Source organism: Nocardioides sp. Leaf285, from assembly GCF_001422955.1.
GTDB lineage: Bacteria > Actinomycetota > Actinomycetes > Propionibacteriales > Nocardioidaceae > Nocardioides > Nocardioides kribbensis.
Map to the genome: position 1 here is coordinate 620,825 of NZ_LMNH01000004.1, position 26,492 is coordinate 647,316.

22 protein-coding genes are annotated in these 26,492 nt (G+C 75.6%); 15 read left to right on the forward strand and 7 right to left on the reverse strand.

What is annotated here, in order from left to right:
* Positions 1–13: 13 nt before the first annotated feature.
* Entirely contained in the window at positions 14–1,336 is a 1,323-nt protein-coding gene (locus tag ASF47_RS17095; RefSeq protein ID WP_235558791.1) for a M15 family metallopeptidase, read from the forward strand.
* Positions 1,337–1,369: 33 nt separating this feature from the next.
* Here ASF47_RS17095 and ASF47_RS17100 read toward each other — a convergent pair whose 3' ends face one another.
* Entirely contained in the window at positions 1,370–2,227 is an 858-nt protein-coding gene (locus ASF47_RS17100; RefSeq protein ID WP_082500449.1) for an alpha/beta fold hydrolase, read from the reverse strand.
* A 92-nt stretch (positions 2,228–2,319) separates the two neighbouring features.
* Here ASF47_RS17100 and ASF47_RS17105 point away from each other — a divergent pair, with 92 nt between their 5' ends.
* Complete coding sequence (locus ASF47_RS17105) at positions 2,320–3,285, forward strand: NADPH:quinone oxidoreductase family protein (protein WP_056865319.1); 966 nt, start codon at positions 2,320–2,322, stop codon at positions 3,283–3,285.
* Between the two features lie 42 nt (positions 3,286–3,327).
* On the opposite strand, the gene ASF47_RS17110 is transcribed toward ASF47_RS17105, so the two are convergent.
* Positions 3,328–3,624 carry a putative quinol monooxygenase gene (locus ASF47_RS17110; protein WP_056865145.1) on the reverse strand — a complete coding sequence of 99 codons (297 nt, stop codon included), beginning with the start codon at positions 3,622–3,624 and terminating at the stop codon, positions 3,328–3,330.
* A gap of 574 nt (positions 3,625–4,198) precedes the next feature.
* Here ASF47_RS17110 and ASF47_RS17115 point away from each other — a divergent pair.
* The 3 genes from ASF47_RS17115 (at position 4,199) to ASF47_RS17125 (ending at position 6,941) form a co-directional block, all read left to right on the forward strand.
* Complete coding sequence (locus ASF47_RS17115; protein ID WP_056865146.1) at positions 4,199–4,597, forward strand: hypothetical protein; 399 nt, start codon at positions 4,199–4,201, stop codon at positions 4,595–4,597.
* Between the two features lie 78 nt (positions 4,598–4,675).
* On the forward strand, positions 4,676–6,625 hold the full coding sequence (locus tag ASF47_RS17120; protein WP_056865147.1) for a M13 family metallopeptidase: 1,950 nt from the start codon (positions 4,676–4,678) through the stop codon (positions 6,623–6,625).
* 7 nt (positions 6,626–6,632) lie between these two features.
* Positions 6,633–6,941 carry a DUF2470 domain-containing protein gene (locus ASF47_RS17125; RefSeq protein WP_235558792.1) on the forward strand — a complete coding sequence of 103 codons (309 nt, stop codon included), beginning with the start codon at positions 6,633–6,635 and terminating at the stop codon, positions 6,939–6,941.
* Positions 6,942–6,999: 58 nt separating this feature from the next.
* On the opposite strand, the gene ASF47_RS17130 is transcribed toward ASF47_RS17125, so the two are convergent.
* Positions 7,000–7,509, reverse strand: a complete 510-nt coding sequence (locus tag ASF47_RS17130; protein ID WP_056865148.1) for a hypothetical protein — start codon at positions 7,507–7,509, stop codon at positions 7,000–7,002.
* A gap of 44 nt (positions 7,510–7,553) precedes the next feature.
* On the opposite strand from ASF47_RS17130, the gene ASF47_RS17135 reads away from it, so the two are divergent.
* From ASF47_RS17135 to ASF47_RS21210, 6 genes are all read left to right on the forward strand, one after another.
* Complete coding sequence (locus ASF47_RS17135; RefSeq protein WP_056865149.1) at positions 7,554–7,742, forward strand: hypothetical protein; 189 nt, start codon at positions 7,554–7,556, stop codon at positions 7,740–7,742.
* Between the two features lie 91 nt (positions 7,743–7,833).
* Positions 7,834–9,939, forward strand: a complete 2,106-nt coding sequence (locus ASF47_RS17140; RefSeq protein WP_056865150.1) for a RecQ family ATP-dependent DNA helicase — start codon at positions 7,834–7,836, stop codon at positions 9,937–9,939.
* Between the two features lie 329 nt (positions 9,940–10,268).
* On the forward strand, positions 10,269–10,916 hold the full coding sequence (locus ASF47_RS17145; RefSeq protein WP_156697965.1) for a hypothetical protein: 648 nt from the start codon (positions 10,269–10,271) through the stop codon (positions 10,914–10,916).
* A 131-nt stretch (positions 10,917–11,047) separates the two neighbouring features.
* Positions 11,048–11,596, forward strand: a complete 549-nt coding sequence (locus ASF47_RS17150; protein ID WP_056865152.1) for a hypothetical protein — start codon at positions 11,048–11,050, stop codon at positions 11,594–11,596.
* 52 nt (positions 11,597–11,648) lie between these two features.
* Positions 11,649–12,515, forward strand: a complete 867-nt coding sequence (locus ASF47_RS17155) for an LLM class flavin-dependent oxidoreductase (RefSeq protein WP_056865153.1) — start codon at positions 11,649–11,651, stop codon at positions 12,513–12,515.
* Between the two features lie 868 nt (positions 12,516–13,383).
* The gene (locus ASF47_RS21210) at positions 13,384–14,637 is read left to right on the forward strand and encodes a hypothetical protein (protein WP_156697966.1); all 1,254 of its coding nucleotides are present in this window, start codon (positions 13,384–13,386) and stop codon (positions 14,635–14,637) included.
* A gap of 66 nt (positions 14,638–14,703) precedes the next feature.
* Here the strand turns inward: ASF47_RS21210 and ASF47_RS17165 are convergent, their stop codons facing one another.
* The 3 genes from ASF47_RS17165 to ASF47_RS17175 form a co-directional block, all read right to left on the reverse strand.
* Positions 14,704–16,008: an acyltransferase family protein gene (locus ASF47_RS17165; RefSeq protein ID WP_056865155.1), complete on the reverse strand. Its 1,305-nt coding sequence runs from the start codon at positions 16,006–16,008 to the stop codon at positions 14,704–14,706.
* Positions 16,005–17,996 carry a glycosyltransferase gene (locus ASF47_RS17170; protein ID WP_056865156.1) on the reverse strand — a complete coding sequence of 664 codons (1,992 nt, stop codon included), beginning with the start codon at positions 17,994–17,996 and terminating at the stop codon, positions 16,005–16,007. The genes ASF47_RS17165 and ASF47_RS17170 overlap by 4 nt, the downstream gene beginning before the upstream one ends.
* A gap of 423 nt (positions 17,997–18,419) precedes the next feature.
* Positions 18,420–18,908, reverse strand: a complete 489-nt coding sequence (locus tag ASF47_RS17175; RefSeq protein ID WP_056865157.1) for a glutathione peroxidase — start codon at positions 18,906–18,908, stop codon at positions 18,420–18,422.
* A gap of 169 nt (positions 18,909–19,077) precedes the next feature.
* Between ASF47_RS17175 and ASF47_RS17180 the strand changes: the two genes are divergently transcribed.
* From ASF47_RS17180 to ASF47_RS17190, 3 genes are all read left to right on the forward strand, one after another.
* Positions 19,078–21,984 (forward strand): DEAD/DEAH box helicase, encoded by a 2,907-nt coding sequence (locus tag ASF47_RS17180; protein ID WP_056865158.1) that lies wholly within the window; start codon positions 19,078–19,080, stop codon positions 21,982–21,984.
* Complete coding sequence (locus tag ASF47_RS17185) at positions 21,981–22,742, forward strand: SWIM zinc finger family protein (protein WP_082500452.1); 762 nt, start codon at positions 21,981–21,983, stop codon at positions 22,740–22,742. Before ASF47_RS17180 ends, ASF47_RS17185 begins: the two co-directional genes overlap by 4 nt.
* A 159-nt stretch (positions 22,743–22,901) precedes the next feature.
* The gene (locus ASF47_RS17190; RefSeq protein WP_056865159.1) at positions 22,902–24,152 is read left to right on the forward strand and encodes an MFS transporter; all 1,251 of its coding nucleotides are present in this window, start codon (positions 22,902–22,904) and stop codon (positions 24,150–24,152) included.
* 34 nt (positions 24,153–24,186) lie between these two features.
* Here the strand turns inward: ASF47_RS17190 and ASF47_RS17195 are convergent, their stop codons facing one another.
* Positions 24,187–24,762: an SACE_7040 family transcriptional regulator gene (locus ASF47_RS17195; RefSeq protein WP_056865321.1), complete on the reverse strand. Its 576-nt coding sequence runs from the start codon at positions 24,760–24,762 to the stop codon at positions 24,187–24,189.
* Between the two features lie 120 nt (positions 24,763–24,882).
* Between ASF47_RS17195 and ASF47_RS17200 the strand changes: the two genes are divergently transcribed.
* The gene (locus ASF47_RS17200) at positions 24,883–26,487 is read left to right on the forward strand and encodes a carboxyl transferase domain-containing protein (protein ID WP_056865160.1); all 1,605 of its coding nucleotides are present in this window, start codon (positions 24,883–24,885) and stop codon (positions 26,485–26,487) included.
* Positions 26,488–26,492 lie beyond the last annotated feature (5 nt).

The window sequence follows — 26,492 nt, forward strand, 5'->3', positions numbered from 1 at the left end:
GGGAGGGATCGACGTGAGGACGCTGCACCTGGGAGCACCGCTGCGCCACCGGCGCACGGCGGCCGGGCCCGCGCGCCGTCGGGCCGCCGCGGCCGCGCTCGCGGCCCTCGGGCTGCTGCTCGCCGCCTGCGGCCAGGACACCGGTGGCGACCCCGCCGCCGACCCGACGCCGGCCGGCGCCTCGACGACCGCCGAGCCCGGTGCCGACGCGCCCGGGACCGGCGACGACCGCGGTGACGGCGCGGGTGACGGCGAGGGCTCGAGCGCGGCGCCCGCGCTCGACCCGGCCTTCGCCGTGGAGGCGCCGGGCCCGCTGGAGGGCCCGCCGCAGTACGCCGACATCCTCGTCGTCGCCCAGGACACCATCGACCCCGAGACCGTGGCCGCGATCGACGCCCTCGACGACGTCTCGGTGGAGTCGATGTCCCTGGCCCAGGCCAGCATCGAGGGCAAGGTGCTCAACGTCGCGGTCGTCGACCCCGCGAGCTACCGCGCCTGGACCACCCAGCCCAGCCCGGAGGCCCAGGAGGTCTGGGACCGCGTGGCCGCAGGCGAGGTGGCCGTGGCCTCCGACCTGGAGAAGAAGCTGCCCACCGACGACGACGGCTTCCTGCGGCTGGGCAGCGCGGAGGACTCCGAGGAGGTCCACGTCGGGGCCTTCGCGCCCCAGATCCCCAACGCCGTCGACGCGGTCGTCAACGAGAAGTGGGGGGCCGCGATCGGCGCCAAGCCGGCCAACGCCCTGCTCGTCTCGACCGGCACCACCGCCCCCGACCGGGTGGTGGGACCGCTGCAGCGGATGCTCCCGGGGCAGACGTCGATCCAGCGCCTCGACGTCGTGGCGACCCTGGGCCTCGACATCGACGCCGCCCAGACCGCCTTCGTGGTCGGCGCCGTCGCCGACGCGGTCGGCACCTTCAACTACACCGTCATCGGCGGCGGGCGCATCGCCCCCGAGCCGTCGTGGGTCTCCAGCCACATCGTCACCGCCGACGTGCCGATCCTCGGCTCGGTGACCTGCAACAAGGCGATCATCCCGCAGCTCACCGCGGCCCTGCGCGAGGTCGTCGAGCGCGGCCTGGGCGACGCGATCATCCCGGGGCAGTACGGCGGCTGCTACTACCCCCGCTTCATCGCCGGGTCGACCACGCTGTCCAACCACTCCTTCGGCCTGGCCCTCGACTTCAACGTGCCGGGCAACCTGCGCGGCACCGTCGGCGAGATCGACCGCGGGGTCGTCGACATCTTCAAGAAGTGGGGCTTCGCCTGGGGCGGCGACTGGAGCTACACCGACCCCATGCACTTCGAGGCCAACCGGATCGTCGACCCGCGCTGAGCCCCGACCGGCGGGTGCCGCCGCTCAGCCCGCTCAGTGGCCGAGCAGGGCCTCGCGCACGGCGGTGGCGGCCATCGCCATCGTGGTGCGGGCCCGGGCGGGGTCCTCGGTGAGGAAGTAGTGGTCGACCCCGGGGGTGACGTCGTGCACGACCGGCACCCCGGCCTCGCGCAGCCGCTGGGCGTAGCGGTCGCCGTCGCGGCGCAGCGTGTCGCGCTCGGCGGTCATCACCACCGCCGGGGGCAGCCCGGCCAGGTCGGGGGCCAGCAGGGGCGAGGCGTACGCCGCCGAGCGCGTGGCCGGGTCGGGGAAGTAGACGCGCCGCACCAGCGCGCGCAGCGAGGGCGAGATCATGCCCGCGCCGGTGGGCAGGTCGCCGGCCAGGTCGAGGGCCGGCACGCCGAGCAGCTGCAGGCGCGGGGTGAAGGAGCCGGTGTCGCGGGCCATCAGGCACACCGCCGCGGCCATGCCGCCGCCGGAGGAGAAGCCGCCGACCGACACGGGGTCGCCGCCGTCGGCGACCCAGGCGGCCACGTCGTGGCTCTCCTCCTGGGCCACGGGGTAGGTGACGTAGGGGCCGGTGCGGAAGTCGACGTTGAGCACGCGCACGCCGGCGGTGGCGGCGAGGTAGCGGCACCACCAGTCGTCCATCGCGGCGTGGCGCATCAGCCACGCCCCGCCGTGGAGGTGCACGTGCGCGGGGCCCGAGCCGTGCGTGGCCGCGGGCGCGACGTACTCCATGACGCGGACGTCGCCGTGACGCGTCGGCACGCGCAGGCGGGTCGGGGCGGGCAGGTCGGAGCCGGCGAAGCGCAGGTCCTCGCCGTAGCGCACCGTCCAGCGGGCCGTCGCGTGCATGAGCGTGGCCTGGACGCGGTCGGCGAGCCTCATGGGGGTGCTTCGACGCCGCGGGCATGACGGATGGCACGGCGATGGGCGCGGCGATGGGCGCCGGGGTCGGCGCGGGTGGCTACGGTGCCCCCATGCGCGCAGTCCAGGTCGTCGACACCACCGGTCCCACCCACCTCGAGATCCGCGACGTCGCCGAGCCGACGCCCGGGCCCGACGACGTGCTGGTGGAGGTGCACACGGTCGGCATCTCCTTCCCCGACCTGCTGCTGAGCCGCGGGGAGTACCAGCTCAAGCCCGAGCCGCCCTTCACCCTCGGCGTCGACTTCGCCGGCGTCGTCGTCTCCGGGCCCGAGGGCTACGAGCCCGGCACGCGGGTGGCCGGCGTCGGGCCCTACGGCGGCGCCGCCGAGCTGGTCGCCAGCCCCGCGATCTTCACCTTCCCCGTGCCCGACGAGGTCTCCTTCGATGAGGCCGCGGCGCTGCCGATGAACTACCTCACCGCGCAGTTCGCCCTCGACGAGCGCGGTGGCCTCCAGGCCGGGGAGACCGTGCTGGTCCACGGCGCCGCCGGCGGGGTCGGCACCGCGACGATCCAGGTGGCCAAGGGCATGGGCGCCCGGACCATCGCGGTGGTCTCGACCGAGGAGAAGGCCGCCGTCGCCCGCACCGCCGGCGCCGACGAGGTCGTGCTGCTCGACGGGTTCAAGGACGCCGTGCAGGAGCTCACCGGCGGCGCCGGGGTCGACGTGGTGGTGGACGTCGTCGGCGGCGACGTCTTCACCGACTCCCTGCGCCTGCTCGGCGCCCAGGGCCGCCTGCTCGTGGTCGGCTTCGCCGCCGGCCAGGGCATCCCCCAGGTCAAGGTCAACCGGCTGCTGCTCAATAACACCGACGTGCGCGGCGTCGGCTGGGGCGCCTACGCCATGACCCGCCCCGGCTACATGCACCAGCAGTGGGAGAAGCTCGCCCCGATGATGGCCTCGGGCGTGGTGAAGCCTCCCGTGGGCGCGACCTACGCCCTCGAGGACTTCGGCCGGGCGCTCGTCGACATGGACGAGCGCCGCACCCTCGGCAAGTCGGTCGTGCGGATGCGCTGAGGCCCGCCTGTCGGCGGCCGGTGACCGGCCGTCGGCCGCGGGTCAGGCCAGCGGGGTCAGCGGGTGGATGGCCACCTCGCCGACGAGCGCCGCACCGAGCACCTCGAAGGCGCGCGCGATGTGGGCGGTCTGCATGTGGGCGTCGAGGTCGGCCTGGCTGCGCCAGGTCTCGACGGTGACGAAGACACCGGGGGCGGTGGCCGACTCGTAGGCGGTATAGGCCAGGCAGCCGTCCTCGGCGCGCGTGGCGGTGACCAGCTCGGCCAGCCCGGCCTGCACCGCCTCACGGTGGGCGGGGTCGGTGGGGATGGTGGCGACGACCTGCAGCTCGGAGCTCATGCTCGGACCGTACTCCCGCGCGGCACCGCTCCCGGCGCGTCGCGACCGCGCGTGCCGTCGGGGCGCGGGCGGACGCGGCCCGCGGTCCCGCTGCGGCGTCGTCGGCCCTTCCTCCGCCCGCTGCGGCCGTGCGGGTGTCGGGGTGGCGCAATGGCGCGGTTGGCGCAGCCTTCGGGGGTGGCGGGTCGCGTGGATCGCGCAGACCCCTGCGGTGGGGGTGCCGGGGGAGCGCAATTGCGTGGTTGCCGCCCTCGCCGGGCACGGCGGGTCGCGTGGGCGCCCCGCGGCGTGTGGATCGTGGTGATCCGCGGCCGTGCGGATGTGGGGGTGGCGCGATTGCGCGGTTGGCGCAGCCTTCGGGCGCGGCGGGTGGCGTGGATCGCGCAGACCCCTGCGGTGGGGGTGCCGGGGGAGCGCAATTGCGTGGTTGGGGCAGTCCACTGCGGGTGGCGGGTCGCGTGGATCGCGCAGACCGCCGCCGTGCGGGGGGCGGGGCACGCGACGGCGCGGTCGGCGTGCTCCACCGGCGCGCGCCACCCGCCGGCACCGGACCGGCCCGCGAGATGATGGCGCCATGACCCACGACGACGGCCACGACCACGCCGCGGACCACCAGCACCACGACCAGCCCCAGGACCACGACCAGCCCGGTCCCTTCGCCGACCTGGGCGACGAGGAGCGGATCCGCCGGGCGGGCCACATCATCCTCGACGGCGTCACCGCGGCCGACGCGCAGGGCGTCGACCCCGACGTCGACCCGATGGAGCTGGCCTTCTCCCACCTGCTGGAGATCGAGGCGATCGCGCTGGCCTTCGACGAGGCGGCCGAGGAGGTCGAGCTCGACATCTCGCCGCTGATGGGCGGGGTGATGCTCGTCGTGCGCCGTCTCGTCGCCGAGCTCGCCGTGCGCGAGGGCGTGAGCCAGGAGAGCGTCGTGATGGCCGTGCGCGCCGCGATCGACGACGCGGTCTGACCCGGCCGAGCCCCCCCGGCGGGCACGACCCGCGCCGGTCGCGTGCCCGCGGTCGGGGCGCCCGGCTAGGGTCGCTGCGTGAGCATCCTCGACGACGCCCGCGCGGGCATGGACCCTGCCACCCGCCCCCAGGACGACCTCTTCGGCCACGTCAACGGCCGGTGGCTGGAGGAGACCGAGATCCCCTCCGACCGCTCCAGCTGGGGGCCGTTCGTGCAGCTGGCCGACGCGGCCGAGCAGCACGTGCGCACGATCGTGGAGGAGCTGGCCGCGGGCGAGCCCCGCGACGACGACGCCCGCAAGATCGGCGCCCTCTACGCCTCCTTCATGGACACCGAGACCATCGCCGCCCGCGGCACCCGCCCGATCCAGCCGCTCGTCGACGCGGTCGCCGGCCTGCGCGACGTGCGTGACCTGGCCGCCTTCCTCGGCGAGTTCGAGCGGATCGGCGGCCACGGCCTCTTCGGGTCCTACGTCGACACCGACAGCCGCGACTCCGACCGCTACCTCTTCCACCTGGGCCAGGGCGGTCTCGGCCTGCCCGACGAGTCCTACTACCGCGACGAGAAGTTCGCCGAGACCCGCGAGAAGTACGTCGCCTACCTCACCCGCCTGCTCGGCCTGGTCGGTCACGCCGACCCGGCCGGCGCCGCGGCGACCGTGCTGGCGGTCGACACCCGCATCGCCGCCGGCCACTGGGAGCGCGCCGAGACCCGCGACGTGCAGAAGACCTACAACCTGCTCACCCACGACGACCTGCTGGCGCTGTGCCCGGCCTTCGACTGGGACGCCTACGTCACCAACCTCGCCGGCCCCGGCATCGACCAGGCCCTCGTGCTGGCCGAGGTCTGCGTGCGCCAGCCCTCGTTCTTCGAGCACCTCTCCTCGGTGCTGACCGAGGTCGACCTCGACGACTGGCGCCCGTGGCTGCTCACGCACGTGCTGCGCTCGGCCGCGCCGTACCTCACCGACGAGTTCGTGGAGGCCAACTTCGACTTCTACGGTCGCACCCTCAACGGCACGCCCGAGCTGCGGGCGCGCTGGAAGCGCGGCATCGCGCTGGTCGAGGGCGCGATCGGCGAGGCGGTGGGCAAGGAGTACGTCGCACGCCACTTCCCGCCGGCCTCCAAGGCGATGATGGACGACCTGGTCGCCAACCTGCTCGCGGCCTACCGCGAGTCGATCGCGGCGCTGGACTGGATGACCGAGGAGACCAAGGAGCGGGCCTACGAGAAGCTCGCGACCTTCCGGCCCAAGATCGGCTACCCCGACCGCTTCCGCGACTACTCGCGCCTGCAGGTCACCCCCGACGACCTCATGGGCAACGTCGCCGCCACGTCGGCCTTCCAGACCGACCGCGAGCTGGGCAAGCTCGGCGGGCCGGTCGACCGCGACGAGTGGTTCATGCTGCCGCAGACCGTCAACGCCTACTACAACCCCGGCACCAACGAGATCTGCTTCCCCGCGGGCATCCTGCAGAAGCCGTTCTTCAGCCCCGACGCCCACCCGGCGGAGAACTACGGCGGCATCGGCGCGGTCATCGGCCACGAGATCGGCCACGGCTTCGACGACCAGGGCGCGCAGTACGACGGCGCCGGCAACCTCAACGACTGGTGGACCGCCGACGACAAGGCCGCCTTCGAGGTCAAGTCGCAGGCGCTGGTCGAGCAGTACGCCGCCTTCGAGCCGCGCGCCCTGCCGGGTGAGAAGGTCAACGGCTCGCTCACCGTCGGCGAGAACATCGGCGACCTGGGCGGGCTGACCATCGGCCACAAGGCCTACGTCATCTCCACCGGCGGCGCGGCCAGCGTCGAGGACCGCGAGCGGCTCTTCCTCAACTGGGCCTTCGTCTGGCGCACCAAGCGCCGCGTGGAGCAGGAGCGGCAGTACCTCACCATCGACCCGCACTCCCCGCCGGAGTTCCGCGCCAACATCGTGCGCAACCTCGACGAGTTCCACGAGGTCTTCGGGACCCGCGAGGGCGACGGGCTGTGGCTCGACCCCGCCGACCGGGTCAGGATCTGGTGAGCCGGCCGTGACCGCCGGGCCCGGGGCCTCGGACGGCGGCCTCGGCGAGGAGGTCGTCGACGCCGTGCTCGCACACATGAACGACGACCACGCCGAGGACTCGCTGCGGATCGTGCGCGCCCACGGCTACCCCGCGGCCACCTCTGCGGAGATGACCTCGCTCGACGCCCACGGCGGCACCTGGCACGTCGTCGACGCCACGGGGGAGGCCTCCCTGCGGGTGGCCTGGCCCGGCGGCCCGGTCACCGAGCGGGCGCAGCTGCGACGCGAGGTCGTCGCGCTGCACGAGGCCGCCCGGGCCGCGCTGGGCGGCTGAGCCGGCGCGCGGCGGCGTACGACGGTCCGCTGCGGCAGGGCGGCCGGCGGGCTGCGGCTCAGAACGTGCCGGCGCGGAACTCCTGCCACCAGCGGCGCTCGTGCTCGTCGGCGAAGAGCTGCGCGCCGCGGTGCTCGACCTCGGGGTCGAGTCGTCGGGCGAGCGGCTCGAGGTCGCCGACGTAGGACCGCGAGACCGGGAAGACCACCTCACGCCCCTCCGGGTCGGTGCCCCACAGCGTGACCGTCAGGACGTAGGGCTCGCGCTTGACCCGCACCCGGGTGACGTCGGCGTAGGCGATCCGGTGGGCCACCCGACCACCGAGGGTGCGCGTGACCGCGTCGGGACCGACGTGGACCCGGACCCGCAGCAGTCCACGGGCCAGCAGCAGGGGCCCCACGACGAGGACGAGGGCCATGCCCAGGCCCAGCACGACCGAGCCCACCGACCCGTCCACGGCGCGCAGCAGCACGAGTGCCGTGGGCACGGCCAGCACCACCGCCCCCGCCATGAGCGACAGGGCCAGGGCCGTGGACCGGGGCAGGGGCGTCCCGAGACCAGGGTTCATGCGGCCACCCTCGGGGCCAGGTAGCCACGGGGTGCCGGACGTTCATGAAGGGTCTCTCGGCTTCCCTCGACAGGTTCGCCGACCTCGTCGGAGAGATCAGTCCCGCGATGAAGTCGGCCACCACGGTGCTCTCGGAGTACGTCGTGAAGGGAGCCTCCCTCCCCGTCGACGCCGGCCTCACACTGAGCTTCTCGATGGGCAAGGGGGTCACCGGGGGCGACCACGACCTCTGAGTCGCGGGCCGCGGGCCCGGGGGTGCGCCGGGCGGACGGGCCTGTGGACGGCGGCCCCCGGGCCGTCGGCGGACGCTGGTAGACAGGCCGCATGAGCGCAGCAGCCACCGAGGCCACCCCCGCCGAGGTCCGTCACGAGGCCGAGGCCCACCTGCGCGCCCTGGTCGGCCGCGACGACGCCGTGCTGCGCGAGGACCAGTGGTCGGCCATCGAGGCGCTCGCGGTCCACCGCCGGCGCGCGCTGGTGGTGCAGCGCACCGGCTGGGGCAAGTCGGCGGTCTACTTCGTGTCCACCCTGCTGCTGCGCTCGCGCGGCGCCGGGCCCACCGTGATCGTCAGCCCGCTGCTGGCCCTCATGCGCAACCAGATCGCCGCCGCCGAGCGCGCCGGCATCCGCGCGGTGACCATCAACTCCACCAACATCGGCGACTGGGAGCCGATCCACGACGCGATCAACGCCGGCGAGGTCGACGTCCTGCTCGTCAGCCCCGAGCGGCTCAACAACCCCGGCTTCCGCGACGAGGTGCTGCCCCGGCTGGCCGCCACCGCCGGCCTGCTGGTGGTCGACGAGGCCCACTGCATCTCCGACTGGGGCCACGACTTCCGCCCCGACTACCGCCGCATCCGCACGATGCTCGACGACCTGCCCGAGGGCATCCCGGTGCTCGCCACCACGGCGACGGCCAACGAGCGCGTCACCGAGGACGTCCAGCAGCAGCTGGGCCGCGACGTGCTCGTGCTGCGCGGCTCGCTCGACCGCGAGTCGCTGCGCCTGGGGGTCGTGCGGCTGCCGACCGCCGACCAGCGGCTGGCCTGGCTGGCCGACCACCTCGCCGAGCAGCCCGGGTCGGGCATCGTCTACTGCCTCACCGTGGCGGCCACCCAGGAGATCGCCGACTACCTGCGCTCGCGCGGCCACGAGGTCGCGGCGTACTCCGGGCAGACCGAGCCCACCGAGCGCCAGGCCCTCGAGGGCGACCTGATCGCCGGCAAGGTCAAGGCGCTCGTGGCCACCAGCGCGCTCGGCATGGGCTTCGACGCCACGCTCGGCTTCGTGGTCAACATGGGCGCGCCGTCCTCGCCGGTGTCGTACTACCAGCAGGTCGGCCGCGCCGGGCGCGGCACGAGCGAGGCCACCGTGGTGCTCCTGCCCGCCACCGAGGACCGCGACATCTGGGCCTACTTCGCCTCCCTCGCCTTCCCCCGCGAGGAGCTGGTGCGTCAGACCCTGGAGGTGCTGGCGCAGGAGGGCCGGCCGATCAGCACCGCCGCGCTCGAGCCGCGCGTGGAGCTCAACCGCACCCGCCTGGAGACGATGCTCAAGGTCCTCGACGTCGACGGCGCCGTGCGCCGGGTGCGCGGGGGCTGGGAGTCGACGGGGCAGGAGTGGAGCTACGACGAGGAGCGCTACGCCCGCGTGCGCGAGGCCCGCGAGCGCGAGCAGCGGGCGATGCTGGACTACCTCGACACCGATCGCTGCCGCATGTGGTTCCTGCGCGACCAGCTCGACGACCCGGCCGCCGAGCCGTGCGGTCGCTGCGACAACTGCGGCGGGCTGACCCTGTCGAGCGCGGTGTCGCAGGCCGCGGTGGAGGAGGCCCAGCAGCGCCTGGCCCGGCCCGGCGTGCCGATCGCGCCGCGCAAGATGTGGCCGGTGGGCATGGACCGCCTCGGCGTCGAGCTCAAGGGCAAGATCGCCGCCGCGGCCGAGGAGGGCCGCGCGGTCGCGCGGCTCACCGACCTCGGCTACGGCCAGGCCCTGCGCGAGCTGTTCCGCCCCGAGACCCCCGACGGGCCGGTGCCGGTGCCCCTGGTGCGCGCCGTGGTGGAGGTGCTGGGCGACTGGCGGCCCCCGGTGGACGGCATCGTCGTGGTCGAGTCGGCCACCCGCCCGACGCTGACCGCCGACCTCGCCGACGGCCTCTCGCGCTACCTCCAGGTGCCGGTGCTCGGGCGCTGGGCCGTGGTCGACCCCGACGTCGCGCCCGGCAAGGGCTCCATGAACTCCGCCCAGCGCGTCGCCGCCGTCGGGCGCCGCAGCGCCCTGGAGGCCGAGCCGGGCGCGCTCGAGGGTCGATCCGTCCTGCTCGTCGACGACCTCGTCGCCACCGGCTGGAGCCTCACCCTCGCCGCCCGGGCGATCCGCGGCGCCGGCGCCGCCGCCGTCCACCCGCTCACGCTGGCCGCACAGGCCTAGGCACACCCCGGGCCCGCCCAGCTCCCGATCCCGCCCGGGGCATGGCCCGCCCAGCCCCCGATCCCGCCCGGGCCGCTGCCCCGGGCGGCGAGCCCGCGTGGTCGTGACCCGCCGGTGACTGCGGGGCACTACCGTCACCGGGCATGACCCCGCGACCCACCGGCCCCCGCAGGACGAGCCGCGCTCGGCGTCGGGGCGAGGGATCGGTGGGCCACGGACCTCGGGAGGCCGCCGAGGCGACGCGACCGGGGCCGGCCCTCACCGGGCGTGACGGCGCTCCGCGGAGAGGCTGGTCCGTCGCGGTCGCGACGCTGTCCCTCACCCTGACCGTGTCGCTGGCGGCCTGCGCGGGCGGCGCCGGCCCCGCCGACCGCTCCGACGACGAGCGCCCCACCTCCGAGTCGACGACCTCCCGCGCCCTCGCCGCTGCGGTCATCGACCACGTCGGCCAGTCGGCGTCGGCCGCGGCGCCGCTCTTCCGCCGCGACGGGGTGCCGAGCAGCGCCCTCGGGGTGGAGGTGGCCTTCCCCGACGACCGCGGGATCAGCACCCACGTCAGGGTCGTGGTCAGCCGGCGCACCGAGGCCTTCGAGCGTTTCACGTGCAACAGCCGGGCCACGCGGTTCGCCGCCGGCTGCGAGGAGTCGAGCCCCGGGGGAGTGCGCACCGCGCTCAGCTGGGAGGCGGGCTACCCCGAGGAGGACCCCGGCTACCTCAGCGTCGCGAGCCTGCACGACGGCTGGATCGTCACGGTGGGCACCTACGGACCGTTCCTCCAGGAGGACCTGGGCGACGAGCGGGCCCTGGCCGACCGGTTGGTCGCCCTCGCGGCCGACCCCGCGGTCGGCTACCGCACCAGCGCGTCCTACGTCGAGGCCGGCGCGGCGCTCGGCGACGACGTGTGGCTCGACTACTACGGGCAGGGCAACGGCTACCCGCCGCCGCCCGAGCTCGAGGACGCCGGCGCCACCGGCTGACCGGCCCCGTCGACCGGGCGAACCCGCGGCGAGCGGCCGACCCGGACGCCGCGGCCCCGGCAGCGGGAGGCGGCGGGCCAGCCGTGCGGCGTGTCGCGTGACGCCGGGCCGTCGGTGTGGGAGCAAGGACCATGCGCCTCCTCCCCGCGGCTGCGGCCGCCGCCCTCGTCCTCGGGGTCGCCGCCCCGCTCGCCCTCACCTCCCCGGCGTCGGCCGCCACGGTGGTCGTCACCGACGCGACCGGTGACGCAGGCGGCGCCAAGCGGCTCGACGTGACCCGGGTCAAGGTCGCCAACGACGACCGCCGCGTCGTCGTGCGCACGACCTTCGCCGCCGACCGGTCCGGGGTGCTGGTCGTGAGCCTGGACCCCCGCGGCGACACCGGGCTGAGGCTGGTCGCCCGCAAGAACGGCAGCGGTGACGTGAGCGCCGAGGTCGTGGAGGGCGCCTTCACCGACCGCGAGCCCACCGAGGCGCCGCTGGAGTGCGACGGGCTGCGGCTGCGCTGGGCCGACGACGTCGCGCGGCTGACGATGCCCTCGACGTGCCTGCACGACGGCGACTACGGCGCCGTCCGGTTCTCCGTGCTCACCGAGGGCGCGGGCGGCGGCGACTCCGACGAGGCGCCGCAGACCGCGCAGGGCGAGATCGGGAGCTCGGTCTGGATCCCGCGGGGCTGACACGGGCCGCCGCCCCGACCGGGCGGGGGCTCCAGCCCCTAGAGTCGCGGGCATGCGCTTCGGACTGACGATCCTGCCCGAGCTGCCCTGGGCGCAGTCGCGCCCGCGGTGGGAGGCCGCCGAGGCCATGGGCTTCGACCACGCCTGGACCTACGACCACCTCGTGTGGGGCGGTCTGCCGGAGTCGCCGTGGTACGGCACGACCCCGACCCTCACCGCGGCCGCCCTGGTCACCGAGCGGATCGGCCTGGGCACCTTCGTCTCCTCGCCCAACTTCCGCCACCCGGTGGCCCTGCACCGCGACGTGCAGTCGCTCGACGACGTGTCGGGCGGCCGCTTCCTGCTCGGCGTCGGCACGGGGGGCGACCTCGACTCGCGCATCCTCGGCGGCGAGGAGCTCAGCACCCGGGAGCGGGTCGACCGGTTCCAGGAGTTCGTCGAGCTGCTGGTGCGGCTGCGCACCGAGGACCACGTCGACGCCGACGGCCGGTGGTTCTCCGCGCGCGACGCCCGCACGCTGCCACCGCTGCGCGACGTGCCCCTCGTGGTGGCCGCCAACGGCCCGCGCTCGCTGCGCTTCGCCGCCCGCACCGGCGACGCGTGGGTCACCACGGGTCCGCGCGTGGACACCCTCGACGCGTGGTTCGACGGCCTCGACCAGGCACGGCGGACCCTCGAGGAGGCGCTGGTCGAGCACGGTCGCGACCCCGCCGAGGTGCCGCGCTACCTCAACCTCGACTCGGCACCGCAGTTCTCGCTGGAGAGCGCCGGTGTCTTCACCGACATGACGGGGCGGGCCGCAGAGCTCGGCTTCACCGACGTCATCACGCACTGGCCCCGCCCCGACGGCCCCTACGCCGGCGACGAGGCGGTCCTCGAGCAGGTGGCCGCCGACGTGCTGCCGGCCCTGCGCGGCTGACCCTCGGCATGGGCGGTGCGGTCGGTGCGGTCGTCGCGCTCGTGGCCCGGGGCCCGGCCCACGGCCCGTCCTGCCCGGCCTGACCGGTCGCGCCCGGCGGTGCGGCGCAGCCGCGGACCCCGGGTCGTCCGCGCCGCGGTGTGGCCGACGTTGGAGGAGTGCCGCGGGTTGGTCGAACGTTCGTCCGACCCGGGACGTGCGGGCCCCAGGTCGTCCGCGCCACGGTGCCGCCGACGTTGGAGGAGTGCGTCGGGTTGATCGAACGTTCGTTCAACCGCAGGACGTGTCGCGGCCCGGGGGTGTCGGCAGGCAGGCCGAGGACTCGGGCGACGGCGCAGCCCGGGACACCTGCGGTCCGCGGCGCCGCGCGGGCACCCTGCGAGGTGGCGCCGCGAGCGGGGCGGCGGGGGCAGGGCCGCGAAGAACGCTGCGGAGGTAAAGAGCCGGCCCCTAGGCTGCCGGGATGACGCAGCCCCCCGACGCCGGGCCCCCCACCGGCCCCCCTCCCGCCAGTCCGCGCCCGTCCGGTCCGCCCGCCCCCGGTCCGCCCGCCCCCGGTCCGCCCGCCCCCGTGCCGCCTGCCCCCGTGCCGCCTGCCCCCGTGCCGGTCCCGGCGGACCCGCCTCCGTCCGAGCCTCCGCCGGCGGGATCCGCCGCCCCGGGGCCGACCGGGCCCCGGCCGAGCGCCCCGCCGCCGAGCGCCCCGCCGAGCGCCCCGCCGAGCGCCCCGGCGTCGGCGGCGTACCCCGGTCCTGGCGCGGGTGGCGGACACCCGGGCGGACCCGGGCAGCCGCCCGGCCCGTCGCTGCTCGACCGGCTGCACGTCGACGGGCCGCTGGACCCGGAGCGCGCTGCGGTCGGGCTCGGGGTGGCGTTGCTGTCGACCGCGGTGGCGCTGTCGACGCTCTACTCCCGCTTCGACGGGGAGCTCGACTGGTCCAACTACGTCGTCGGCCTGCTCGCGACGCTCGGTCTGCTGGGCGTCGCCGCCCTCGGCGTGGTGACCAGCCGCGCGGGTGCCGCCACGGCCGGCTCGGGCGCGGGCCTCCCCGGGGGGACCGGTGCGCCCGCGGCCCCGGGGTCCGCTCACGGCCGCCCGGTCGGCGCGAGCCCGACCGGCCCGGTGGCTGTCCCGGCGAGCGGCTCGGCCGGCGGCGGGACCGCCGGCGGCGCCGACGACCGGCGCGACCGCCACGACCTGGTCTCCTGGCCGGGTGCCTTCGGTGCCCTCGCGGCGGCTCTGATGGTGGGCGTCGGGCTCGACGACAGCGACGCGACGCTCTACCTCGCGGGTCTCGCCGCGGTGCTCCTCGCCGCCGGCGGCTACGTGCTGACCCGCCGGGCGCCCTTCGTGGTCGTGGTCGTGCTGGGGCTCTTCGTCGTCTACGGCCAGCTCGTCGACGACGTGCTCGGCACCTCCGACAGCGGCGACGACCTCGGCGCGGTCGGCCCCGCCGTCGCGCTGCTGCTCTTCGCCGTGCTGGTCACCGCCGGCGGCTGGCTGCTGCCCACGCGGGCGCTCAGCGGCGTGGTGGTCGGGGCGCTCACGGTCGTCGGCTACGCCACGCTCACCGGGGTGCTGGCCGTCACCGGCTTCTTCGAGCGGGCGCTGGCCGGCTTCAGCCTGGAGGACCCGGGCCAGCCCCTGCCCGACGTCGACCGCTTCGACGACGACGCCTGGGTGGTCCTCGTGCTGGCCCTGCTGCTCATGCTCGGGTGGTCGGCCTGCGCCGCGCTCACCCGCCACGTGGGCTTCCGTGTGCTGGTGGTGGCCATGGCCGTGACCGTCACCCCGCTGGCGACGATCGTGCTGGCCGTCGAGCACCCCACCTGGTGGGGCGTCGTCCTGGGCGCGCTGGGCGGGGCGCTGCTGGTGCTGGTCGTGCTGCGCGCGCTCGGCGGACCGGGCGGCCTGGCCCGCGCCGGCGGCCGCGGTGGTGGGCCCGCGAGCCAGTCGCTGCCCCCGCTGCCCCCGGCGTACGCCGACCAGGCCCGCCCCGCCTGGGGCCCGGCCCCCGGCGAGCCGCCCAGCGGCGGCTGGGGTCCGCCCGGCACCGGTCCCGAGCCCGACGGCACGCGCATCCGGCCCTCGGCCCCGCCGCCCGCGCCACCCGCGCAGTAGCCACCCGCGCAGTAGCCACCCGGCCCCGGCCGTCGGGCCGGGGCCGGGTGGCCGGGGTCGATCTCGTCAGGCGCGCCGGGACCCGGCGGTCGCCGGCTCCTCGAGGTGGGCGTAGAAGTCGCGCGGCGAGCCGTCGCGCTCCATGAGGCCGAGCATCCGCTGCCCGGCGGCCTCCACGGTGCGCGAGCTGACCCAGGCCAGCGCCACCGAGGGCACGGCCACCAGCACCGCGGTGACGAGGAAGCGCCAGCCGGGAGCGGGGTCGGGGAAGAGGCCGAGGGACCCCAGGAAGCGCATGACCGGCTCGTGGATGAGGTAGATGCCGTAGCCCAGGCCGCCGAGCCAGGCGAGCGGGCGCCACGACAGCCAGGACGGGTAGGGCCCGTCGTGCAGCACGATCGACGACAGCGCCACGCAGATGGCGAGGGCGTAGAGCGGGTGCCACCACTCGCCGGCCACCGAGAGCGGGCGGGTGATCACCAGGGCGAGCAGCGCACCCAGCCCGAGGGCCAGCAGTGCCCCGCGGGCGACGCCGCCGAGGCGGACGCCGGCGACGGCGAGCAGGGCCAGGCCCATGCCGAGGCCGAAGTCGGTGGCCCGCGAGAGCGGGGAGAACCACGTCGACCAGTCGGTGTGGGGGACGCCCGCGAGCATCGCCCAGGCCAGGTAGACCGGGCTCACGACCACCAGGGCGGCGGGCAGCGCCGAGGCGACCGCCAGCCGGCCGCGGCGGGTGGTGGCACGGCGGACACCGGCGTTGACCAGCGGCACGCTCAGCGCGACGAGCACGTAGAAGTGGAACTCCACCGCGAGCGACCAGGCCGGGCCGTTGGTCCAGAAGATGTACTGGTCGCTGTAGATGTGGGTGAAGGTCAGGTGGGTGACCAGGTCGACCCAGTGACCGGGGAAGGTCGGGTTGGTCAGCGACCACACCAGCAGCACGAGCACGACGTAGAGCGGCAGCAGCCGGGCCATGCGCCGGTAGAGCAGGGTGCGCCCCGACCGGCTGGCCACGCCGCGCTCGGCGGCGCGGGCGATCGGCAGCCACAGCACCAACCCCGAGAGCACGAAGAACATGTCGACGAAGAGGTCGGTGCCGCCCATGAGCTGGTGCCCGATCCCGCTGAAGGGCCAGGCGGAGTCGGGCCCCGAGCGGTTGTTCTGGTAGGCGTGGAAGGTCACGACCGACAGCGCCGCGAGCGCGCGCAGCCAGCCGAGCGGGTAGACCGGCGAGGACGGCGACGCGGTGGCCGCGACCGGGTCCTGCGACGGCGTGCGGCCGGTCGCGCCGGTGGCGAGGCCGGCGTCCTGGCTGGTGTCCTGCGTGGTGTCGGGGTGTGCGGTGGGACGTGAGGTCAGGGTCGAGCTCATGCGGCCACCTCCTCGGTCTCGGCGGACGTGCGGTCGGTCGTGCGGTCGGACGGGGGGTGCTCGGCGGAGGCGGCCTCGTCGCCGCGCGAGCGCCGCGGGGTGACGACCCACTGGTGCTCCCCGCGAAGCTGCTTGAGCTGGGCCACGCGGTTTACGAGGTTCTTGGCCTCGGTGTAGAGCAGCAGGTTGGCCACCATCGCGCCCCAGAACCACGCCTTGTGGGCCCGGATCTCCGGAGCGGCGAGGCGGTAGGCCGCCAGCGTCTGCAGCGGGCCCGAGACGCTCACGAAGAGGGTGATGAGCAGGAAGAGCGGCGAGGTCATGTCGAGCCCGCCGTCGCGCCAGGCCAGGAACCCGAAGAGCGGCCAGGCGGTGATGGAGATCCACGGGTAGAGCTCGCGCCAGGCCAGCAGGTAGGACGCGCCGATCTTCTGGCGCAGGCTGAGGCTGCGCGAGCGCAGGATCGGGCCGAGGTGGCGCAGCGAGACCTGGAACCAGCCCTGGGCCCAGCGCATCCGCTGCTTCCACAGCGCGCGGGGGGTCTCGGGGGCCAGCTCGCGCGAGATCAGGCCCGGGTCGTTGACGATGCGACCGCCGGCCTCCAGCACCCGCATCGAGGCCTCGATGTCCTCGGTGAGGAAGGAGCCGCGCAGGCGGATCCGCTCGAGGGCGGAGGCGCGCCAGTAGCCGTTGGAGCCGCCGAAGATGCCGAAGCCGTGGAGGCGGGCGCGGCCGGGGTGGGAGACGGCGTAGATCTGCTCGAACTCCACCGCGACCAGCTTGGCCAGGGCCGACTCCGATCCGTTGCGGATGACGCAGTGGCCCTGCACGACGTCGGCGGGGTCCTCGTCGGCGCCGATCCAGTGCCACGCGCGCTCGAAGGCGCCGGGCATGGGGTGGTGGTCGGCGTCGAAGATGCCGATCAGCTCGCCCTCGGCCACGCGCAGCGCGGCGTTGACGTTCTGCGCCTTGGAGGTCGAGTCCTTGACCTTGAGCAGGGTCAGGTCGGGGTGGGCCTCGGCCATTGCGCGCAGGTCGTCCTCGACCGGCAGGGCGAAGGGGGTGTTGTAGGCCAGCACGACCTGCAGGCCGCCGGAGTACTCCTGGGCCAGGAAGGTCTCGAGGGTCTCGACGATGGTGTCGGCCTCGTTGGGCAGGTACGCCGCGATGACGGCGCTCGCCCGCGGCGCCGGGGCGCTCGGGCGGGCCGGCAGCCGCGGCGGGTCGAGGGCGTAGGAGCTCTCGGCCCACAGCGTCAGGGCGGTCACGCCCAGCGAGCCGACGAGGACCCAGTAGAGGGCGCTGGAGACGTCGAGGCCGAAGGAGTAGAGGCCGACCAGCGCGAGGAAAGGCAGGAAGACCGCGCCGACGGTGGCCATGGCGACCTGGTTGCCGGCCGACCACCAGTCGATGTGGGGGCGGCGCACGCGCAGGTGGCGACCCAGCTGTCGCGGCTGCAGGTCGCGCTGCAGGACCGACTCGGCGGCGGCGGAGGCGGCGTACTCCTCGGCCTGGTGGGCGTCCTGCTTGCGGCTCACGGGGGCCCAGCCGACGCCGAGGTCCAGCACCGCGGGCCGGTCGCCCTCGCGGTGGTCGACCGACTCCAGCGCCTCGACGGCGTGGTAGGCCATGGCCTGCAGACGCTCGGGGCGCGCGGCCTTGTCCTCGTGGCGCAGCCGCAGGCGCAGCTGGCCGTCGTCGGTGGGCGCGACGAGCTCGCCGGGCTGGAGGTGGCGGGTCAGCCGCTCGGCGGCGGCCGCCAGCACCTCCTCCTCGGTGCGCACCGAGGAGGTCGCGTCCTCGGGGTCGGCGCGCACGGGGTCGAGCACGGCGACGATCTCGCGCGGGCGCGGACCGGGCAGCGAGACCCGGCTGCGCACGGTGAGGTCGAGGACCTCGTCGGCGGAGACGACGCGGCCGGTCTGGCCGGCGGGCGCACCGGTGTGGTCGGTGTGGGGGTCGTTGAAGTGTCGTTCGAGCAAGGACATGGAGAAGCCTCTCGGTGGACGCGCTGATGCGCAGAACTGATGAGATGGGTCGGACGGCGCACGACGGGGTCGTGGGTCCTGACTGCCGGTGGGCGCTGCGTGAGGCCCGTCGACCGGTGCGGCTGCTTGAGCCGCGAGGCAACGACCACCATGACGAGGCCGGTCTGGATCGTTCAAGTCGGCGGATCGTGCGCGCCGTCACTGAGAGAGGTCTTGTCGGCGCAGGCACGCTGGATCGCCCCTGCGTTACGTCGGCCCCGTCACACGGGTTTTACCCGGGGCCCACCCGTGGGGGTGAGGTCGAGCCGCGGCCGGGGGCCTGCGCACGACAGCGGACCCGCCTCCCGCCGGAGGGCGGGGGACGGGTCCGTCGGGTCGGGTCGGGTCGGGGGCCGGCAGGTGTCGGCGGGTGCCGCCGGCGGGTCAGCCGACGAGGGCGGCCACGGCGTCGACGAGGCGGGGGTCGTGGGGCTCCACCCGGGGTCCGAAACGCGCGACGACGGTGCCGTCGGCGGCGAGGAGGAACTTCTCGAAGTTCCACGACACGTCGCCGGCCTCACCCTGCTCGTCAGGGGTGCGGACCAGCTCGGCGTAGACCGGGTGGCGCCCCTCCCCGTTGACCTCGACCTTCTCGGTCATCGGGAAGGTCACGCCGTAGGTCGCGGAGCAGAACTCCTCGATCTCCTCGGCCGAGCCGGGCTCCTGGCCGGCGAACTGGTTGCACGGCAGGCCGACCACGGTGAAGCCCTGGGGGGCGACCTCCTCGTGGAGCCGCTCGAGGCCGGCGTACTGCGGGGTCAGGCCGCAGCGGCTGGCCACGTTGACCAGCAGCGCCGGGCGACCGCCGGTGATCTCGCGCAGGGTGCTCGGCGTGCCGTCGAGGCGGGCGATCGGGGCGTCGAGGATGCTCATGGCCCGACCTTACGGCGCGCCGGGGTGCCCCTCCGGCGGGCGGGCCCGGCCCCGGGTGCGGGCCGCGGCGCGCGGCCACCGGCGCCGGGGGAGGCCGGGCGGCGGGGCTGGTCGGCGGGGGCGGCTACGGTCGGTGTCCCCTCCCCGACCCGGCTGCGAAGGTGCTGCGTTGAGCTTCGTCCCCGTCACCGGCACGGCCTCCTTCCGGCCGGCCGACCCGCCCCGCGAGAGCGTGGTGGAGTTCGTCGACGAGCGACGCACGGTCGCGCTGCCGATGCGGGCGGCGCTGCCGGTGCTCACCCGGGCCCACACGCGCGACGACCTCCACCCGAGCGTGGCCCTGCTCTCCGGGGCGGCCCTGCTGGGGCTGCGGCTGGTGGCCGCGGGCCGGTTCGAGCCCGCGGTCGGGGCCGGTGACCCGGAGGGCGGGACCGGCTCGGCCTCGTGGCGCGCCGCACCGCTCGACGACGCCGACGCCGACCGGGTGGCGATGCTGGCACGGGCCCGCCACCACGACGACCTGAGCGAGCAGGAGGCGGAGGCCGTCGTGCGGCAGGTGCTCGACGCCGTGTGCGACGCCATGCCCCGCGGCGCCCCCACCGGAGGGCGCGACGCGGCCCGGCCCGGCGGCGCGGACGCGCCGGGCGCGCGGCGGGCGGCGGGCGCTGCCCGGCGTACGGGGTCGGGCTCGGGGTCGGGCTCGGGCTCGGGCTCGGGGGAGACCTTCGCCGACCGGCTGCGCCGGCGCATCGAGGCCCACCGCGAGGAGCCGGCCGACGACCGCCCGCAGCTGGTGACGGTGTCGCTGCGGGTGGAGGCCGACGAGGAGGAGCTGGTGGCCGGTGCGGTGCGGCTGGTGCCCCAGGTGCACGACGAGCGCAACCCGCTCCACGTCTGCGACGCGGCGCTGCTGTGGACGCAGGACCCGGGCGAGCCCGGCGGCCACGGGTTCGGCGACCGGGCCCGCACGCACGCCCTCGTCGCGCTGCGCGCCGCCGCCGACACCTGGCCGGTGCTCGAGCGGCTGCTCGAGCTGCGCGTGCCCGACGAGATCACCCTCGACGCCGAGGAGCTGGTCAGCCTGCTCGAGGTCGGCGTGGGCGCGCTCGGGCAGCGCGGCGTCGACGTGCTGTGGCCGCGCTCGCTGGGCCGCGACCTCACCGCCACGGCGGTGCTCGACGCCCGGCCGGCGGCGCCGGGTCGGGCCGCACCCGGCCCGCGGGAGGAGGCCCTCCAGGACAGCATCCTGGCCCCCGACCAGCTCTTCGCCTTCCGCTGGCAGGTCGCTCTGCACGGCGACCCGCTCACCGAGGAGGAGATGGAGCAGCTGGCCACCGCCGCGGCCCCGGTGCTGCGGCTGCGGGGCGGCTGGACCGTCGTGGACCCCGCGGTGGCCCGCAAGGCGCGCCAGCGGATGGTGCGCTCGCTCTCGGCGGTCGAGGCGCTGGCGACGGCGCTCACCGGCGTCGGGGTGGTCGAGCGGCGCCGCGCCGACGCCGAGCCCGCCCCCCTGGAGCAGGTGGTGGTCGGGGCGAGCCTGCTGAGGATGCGCGACCGGATCACGCAGGCCGCGGTCAGGCCCCCCGTCGAGACCCCCGCCGGGCTGCGCGCCACCCTGCGCGACTACCAGCGCCACGGCCTGACCTGGCTGGCCGAGCTGACCTCGCTCGGCCTGGGGGCCTGCCTGGCCGACGACATGGGCCTGGGCAAGACCGTCACCCTCATCGCGCTGCACCTGCACCGCCACGACGAGGGCGCCACCGGCCCGACCCTGGTGGTCTGCCCGACCTCGCTGCTGGGCAACTGGGAGGCCGAGATCGCGCGCTTCGCCCCCGGCGTGCCGGTGCGCCGCTTCCACGGCGGCCAGCGCTCCCTCGACGACCTGGAGGCGGGCCTGACCGGCGACCCCGGCTTCGTGCTGACGACCTACGGCACGATGCGGGTCTCCCACGAGCAGCTGGCCGGCGTGGCCTGGGACCTCGTGGTCGCCGACGAGGCCCAGCACGTCAAGAACCCCCGCTCGGCCACGGCCCGCCACCTGCGCCGCATCCCCAGCCGCGCCCGGGTCGCGCTCACCGGCACCCCGGTCGAGAACGACCTCACCGAGCTGTGGGCGATCCTCGACTGGGCCACCCCGGGGCTGCTGGGCAGCCGCAACGCCTTCCGCAAGGTGTGGGCCGCGCCGATCGAGTCGGGCCTCGAGCCGACCAAGGCCCGGCAGTTCGCCGACCTCGTCGAGCCCTTCCTGCTGCGCCGGCGCAAGTCCGACCCCGGCATCGCCCCGGAGCTGCCGGCCAAGACCGAGACCGACCACCCGCTCTCGCTGACCCGCGAGCAGACCGTGCTCTACGAGGCCTTCGTGCGCGACACGATGGAGCGCATCGAGCGGGCCGACGAGGAGACCCGCCGCGGTCTGGTGCTGGCCCTGCTCACCGGGCTCAAGCAGATCTGCAACCACCCCGCGCACTTCCTCAAGCAGTCGGGCGGCCGCGTCGCGGGACGCTCGGAGAAGATCGACCTGCTCGACGAGCTGCTCTCCACGGTGCTCGCCGAGGGCGGCGCCGCCCTGGTCTTCACGCAGTACGTCGCGATGGCGCGGCTGGTCGAGTCCCACCTCTCGGCCCAGGGGATCGCCCACCAGTTCCTCCACGGCGGCACCCCCGTGCGCGAGCGCGAGGCGATGGTGCGGCGCTTCCAGGACGCTGCGCCCGACGAGCCCGCGCCGGTCTTCCTGCTCTCGCTCAAGGCCGGGGGCACGGGGCTCAACCTCACCCGTGCCGACCACGTCGTCCACCTCGACCGCTGGTGGAACCCCGCGGTCGAGGAGCAGGCCACCGACCGCGCCTACCGCATCGGCCAGACCCGCCCGGTGCAGGTGCACCGCATGACCACCCGCGGCACGATCGAGGAGAAGGTGGGCGAGCTGCTGGCGCGCAAGCGGGCGCTGGCCGACGCCGTGCTCGGGGGCGGGGAGGCCGCGCTCACCGAGCTGAGCGACGCGGAGCTGCGCGACCTCGTGACCCTGCGCCGCGACCCCGCCGGGGGCGCCGCGGCCGGCGGGCCGGACCTCCCGTGAGCGCCCTGCTCCACCCCCGGCTCGCCCCGCGCCGCTCGCGCACCCGGGCGAGCACGTGGTGGGGCAAGGCGTGGGTGCGCGCGGTCGAGGAGTCGGCCTACGCCGAGGCCGACCTGGCCGCCGGCCGCAGCCTGGCCCGTGGCGGGCGGGTGGGGCAGGTGAGCGTCGACGACGGGTCCTTCCTCGCCTCCGTGGAGGACGCCCACGGCCTGTGGACGGTCTCCGGGGAGGTCCCCGTGCTCGACCGGCCCGGCGCCGAGGCCCTGGTGGAGGCGGTGGCGGCGGCCTCGGGCCGGGTCGCCGCGCTGCTGGGCGGCGACCTGCCCCACGACCTGGTCGAGCACGCCGAGGAGGCTGGCGTCGAGCTGCTGCCCTACGGCGGCGAGCTCGCCACCACCTGCACCTGCCCCGCCTGGACCGACCCCTGCGCGCACGCCCTCGCGGTGCTCTACCAGCTGACCTGGCTGCTGGAGGCCGACCCCTTCGTGCTGCTGCACCTGCGCGGCGTGGGCCGCGAGGAGCTGCTGGCGCGGCTGCACGCCGACCACGCCGACCATGCCGGGGACCCCGGCCCGGCCGGTCGCGGGGAACACCCCGGCCAGGGCGACGCGGCCGGCGCGGGGGAGGACCTCGACGACCTGACCCTGGCGCTCGACGCGAGCGTGCGCGCCGCGCGGCTGCTCGACCTGCTCGAGCGCGGCGCCGGCGACCCGGGCGCCGACGGCGGCCCCGGGGCCGCGCTCGACCGTCTGTTCTGAGCGACCCGGCCCGGGGCCGCGGCGCGAACGAGGACTTCCCGGCACGACGTAGCACTCGCTACGATGGCTGGAGCAGAGGGTTCCTGCGCGTCTCGGAGGTGGGTTCGACGCGCGCCGGACGTGTCGCGCCCCGACACCAGCAAGATTCGAGATCGATCCGTGTCACCCCTCGTCAGCTACCGCCGTCTCCTCGGCCTCACCGGTCCGCTCTACGTCGTCGTCGCCTTCGTCGGCCGCCTGCCCGCGGCGATGAGCCAGATGGGCGCCCTGCTCCTCGTCTCCTCCGTCACCGGCTCCTACGCCGCGGGCGGCCTGGCCGCCGGCAGCCTCGCCGTGGCCAACGCGGTCGGCTCGCCGGTCGCCGGCGCGCTCGCCGACCGCCTGGGCCAGCGCCCCGTCGTGGTCGTGCAGTCGCTCCTCGGCGGGGCGGGCCTGCTCGTGCTCGTCGCACTGGCCCACCGGGGCGCCGCCACCGGCGTGCTCGTCGCCGCGGCCGGCGCGGCCGGCCTGCTCATCCCGCAGGTGGGCCCGCTGGCCCGCGTGCGCTGGCGCCCGATCACCCGCGGCACCGGCGCGGCCCGCTCGCGGCTGGTCGACGCCGCGTTCTCCTACGAGGGCGCGGCCGACGAGGCGTCGTACGTGCTGGGCCCGGCCCTGCTCGGCGTCGTCGTCGCCATCGCCAGCCCCGGCACCGCGGTCGTGGTGGCCGCCGCGCTCCTGCTGGCCTTCGGCACGTGGTTCGGCCTGCACCCGACGGCTCGTCTGGTCGACCCCGACCACGCCGGCGCCGCGCGCGGCCGCCTGGTGACCGGCACCTTCGCGGCGCTCTTCGGGGCGCAGCTGCTGGTGGGCGTGCTCTTCGGGTCGGTGCAGACCGGCACGTCGGTGCTCGCCGAGGCCCAGGGCCAGCTCGGCCTGGCCGGCCTGGTGCACGCGACCCTCGGCATCGGCTCGGTGCTGGCCGGCCTCGCGATGGTGCTGCTGCCCGACTCCTTCCACCCCGCCCGCCGGCTGCTGGCCTTCGCGGTCGGCATGCTCGTGCTGTCCGCGCCGCTGCTGCTGGTCGACGGCCTCGGTCCGCTGGTCGCCGTCGTGATGGTGCTCGGCACGGTGATCGCGCCTTACATGATCACCACCTTCACCCTCGCCGAGCGGGTCGCCCCGCGCGCCCGCGTCGGCGCCGCGATGACGCTGATGGCCGGCGCCACCGGGATCGGCTACGCCCTGGGCTCCAGCACCGCCGGGCGCCTGGCCGACGCCTCGGGCCACACCGCGGCCTTCGCGGTCTCGGTGACCGGGGCCGGCCTCGCGGTCGTGCTCGCCCTCGTCGCCCAGCCGGCGCTGCGCCGCATCGAGCGGGTCGCCGACCCCGTCGCCACGCCCGAGCCCGCGGTCAGCCCCGTCGCCTGACCCCGCGGCCCCGCGCGCGGTCGCCCGGCCCGGGTCAGGCGTCGGCGCGCAGGGCGCGGACGGCCATGGCGCGCAGCAGGTCGCGCATGGCCGCGTCGTCGAGCAGGCCGCTGTGGGGCGTGGAGTTGATCAGCCCGAAGGCCGCGTGGGCGGTGGCGCGGGCGGCGCCGAGCCCGAGGTCGGGGTGCAGCAGCCGCAGCTGCTCGGCCCAGACCTCGACGTACTGCCGCTGCAGCAGCCTCACCTGCTCGCGCGCGGCGGGGGGCAAGGACTCCCAGTCGCGGTCCTGCACCACGATGAGCGCCCGGTGGCGCAGCGCGAAGTCGACGTGCCAGCCGACGAGGGCCTCGAGCGCGGCCGCCGGCGAGTCGGTCGCCGCGGCCCGCTCGCGCCCGACGGCCAGCAGCTGCTCGCTGATCGTGACCAGCATCTCGGCCAGCACGGCGTCCTTGCTGGCGAAGTGCTTGTAGAGCGCCGGGCCCGAGATGCCGCACGCCGCGCCGAGGTCGGCGACCGAGACACCGTGGAAGCCGCGCTGGGCGAAGAGCTCGGCGGCCGTGTCGAGGATCTGCTGCCGCCGGCTGGGCGGGGCGTCCTGCTCGGTCGTCACCGGCACAGGTTAGCGCTCGTTCACCGGCGCACCGGGCGACGTTCCAGCCCCCGGCCGCCCCGGACGGGCCGGCGGGGGCATCCCGTGGACGCTGCGGTTAACGATCGCTAACCTGGGCGCGTGACAGACCTCAGGGAGCTCACCGCCGACCTGCACGAGCGGCTGGCCGCGGCGCGGCGCGGCGGCACCGAGGCCGCGCGGGCCAAGCACACCGACCGCGGCAAGCTGCTGGTGCGCGACCGGGTCGACCGGCTGCTCGACCCCGGCAGCCCCTTCCTCGAGCTGAGCCCCCTCGCCGCCACGGGCATGTACGGCACCCCGGGCCAGGCCGGACCCGGGGTCGACGCCGGGGTCGACGCCGGGATCGACGCCGTGCCCAGCGCCGGCATCGTCACCGGGGTCGGCCAGGTCAGCGGCCGGCTCTGCGTGGTGGTGGCCAACGACGCCACGGTCAAGGGCGGCACCTACTACCCGCTCACGGTCAAGAAGCACCTGCGCGCCCAGCAGGTCGCGGCGGAGAACCACCTGCCCTGCGTCTACCTCGTCGACTCCGGCGGGGCCTTCCTGCCGATGCAGGACGACGTCTTCCCCGACCGCGAGCACTTCGGGCGGATCTTCTTCAACCAGGCCACGATGTCGGCGCGGGGCATCCCGCAGATCGCCAGCGTCATGGGCTCCTGCACCGCCGGCGGCGCCTACGTGCCGGCGATGGCCGACGAGAGCGTCATCGTGCGCGAGCAGGGCACGATCTTCCTCGGCGGCCCGCCGCTGGTGAAGGCCGCGACCGGCGAGGTCGTCACGGCCGAGGAGCTCGGCGGCGGTGACGTCCACGCCCGCACGTCCGGGGTCGTCGACCACCTCGCCGACGACGACGACCACGCCCTCGCGGTGGTGCGCGGCATCGTCGACACGCTGCGACCGACCCCGCCGCCGCCGTGGGAGGTGCGCCCGGTGGAGGAGCCGCTGGAGGACCCCGCCGGCCTGCTCGACGTCGTGCCCGCGGAGGTCCGCACGCCCTACGACGTGCGCGAGGTGATCCGCCGCGTCGTCGACGGCAGCCGCTTCCAGGAGTTCAAGCAGCTCTACGGCGAGACCCTGGTGTGCGGCTTCGCCCACGTGTGGGGCCACCCGGTCGGCATCGTGGCCAACAACGGCATCCTCTTCAGCGAGTCGGCGCTCAAGGGCGCGCACTTCATCGAGCTGTGCAACCAGCGCGGCATCCCGCTGGTCTTCCTGCAGAACATCTCGGGCTTCATGGTCGGGCGCGAGTACGAGAACAACGGCATCGCGCGCGACGGCGCCAAGCTGGTCACCGCGGTCGCGTGCAGCGTCGTCCCGAAGTTCACCGTCGTCATCGGCGGCTCCTTCGGCGCGGGCAACTACGGCATGTGCGGGCGGGCCTACGACCCGCGCTTCCTGTGGATGTGGCCCAACGCGCGGATCTCGGTGATGGGCGGCGAGCAGGCCGCCTCGGTGCTGGCCACGGTGCGCCGCGACGGGCTCGAGGCCCGCGGCGAGGACTGGTCGGCCGAGGCGGAGGAGGACTTCCGCGCCCCGATCCGCGAGCAGTACGACGCGCAGGGCTCGCCGTACTACTCCACGGCCCGGCTGTGGGACGACGGCGTCATCGACCCCGTCGACACCCGCCGGGTGCTCGGCATGGGCCTGGCGGCCGCCGCGCACGCGCCGGTGCCCAGCCCCTCCTACGGCGTCTTCCGGATGTGAGCGAG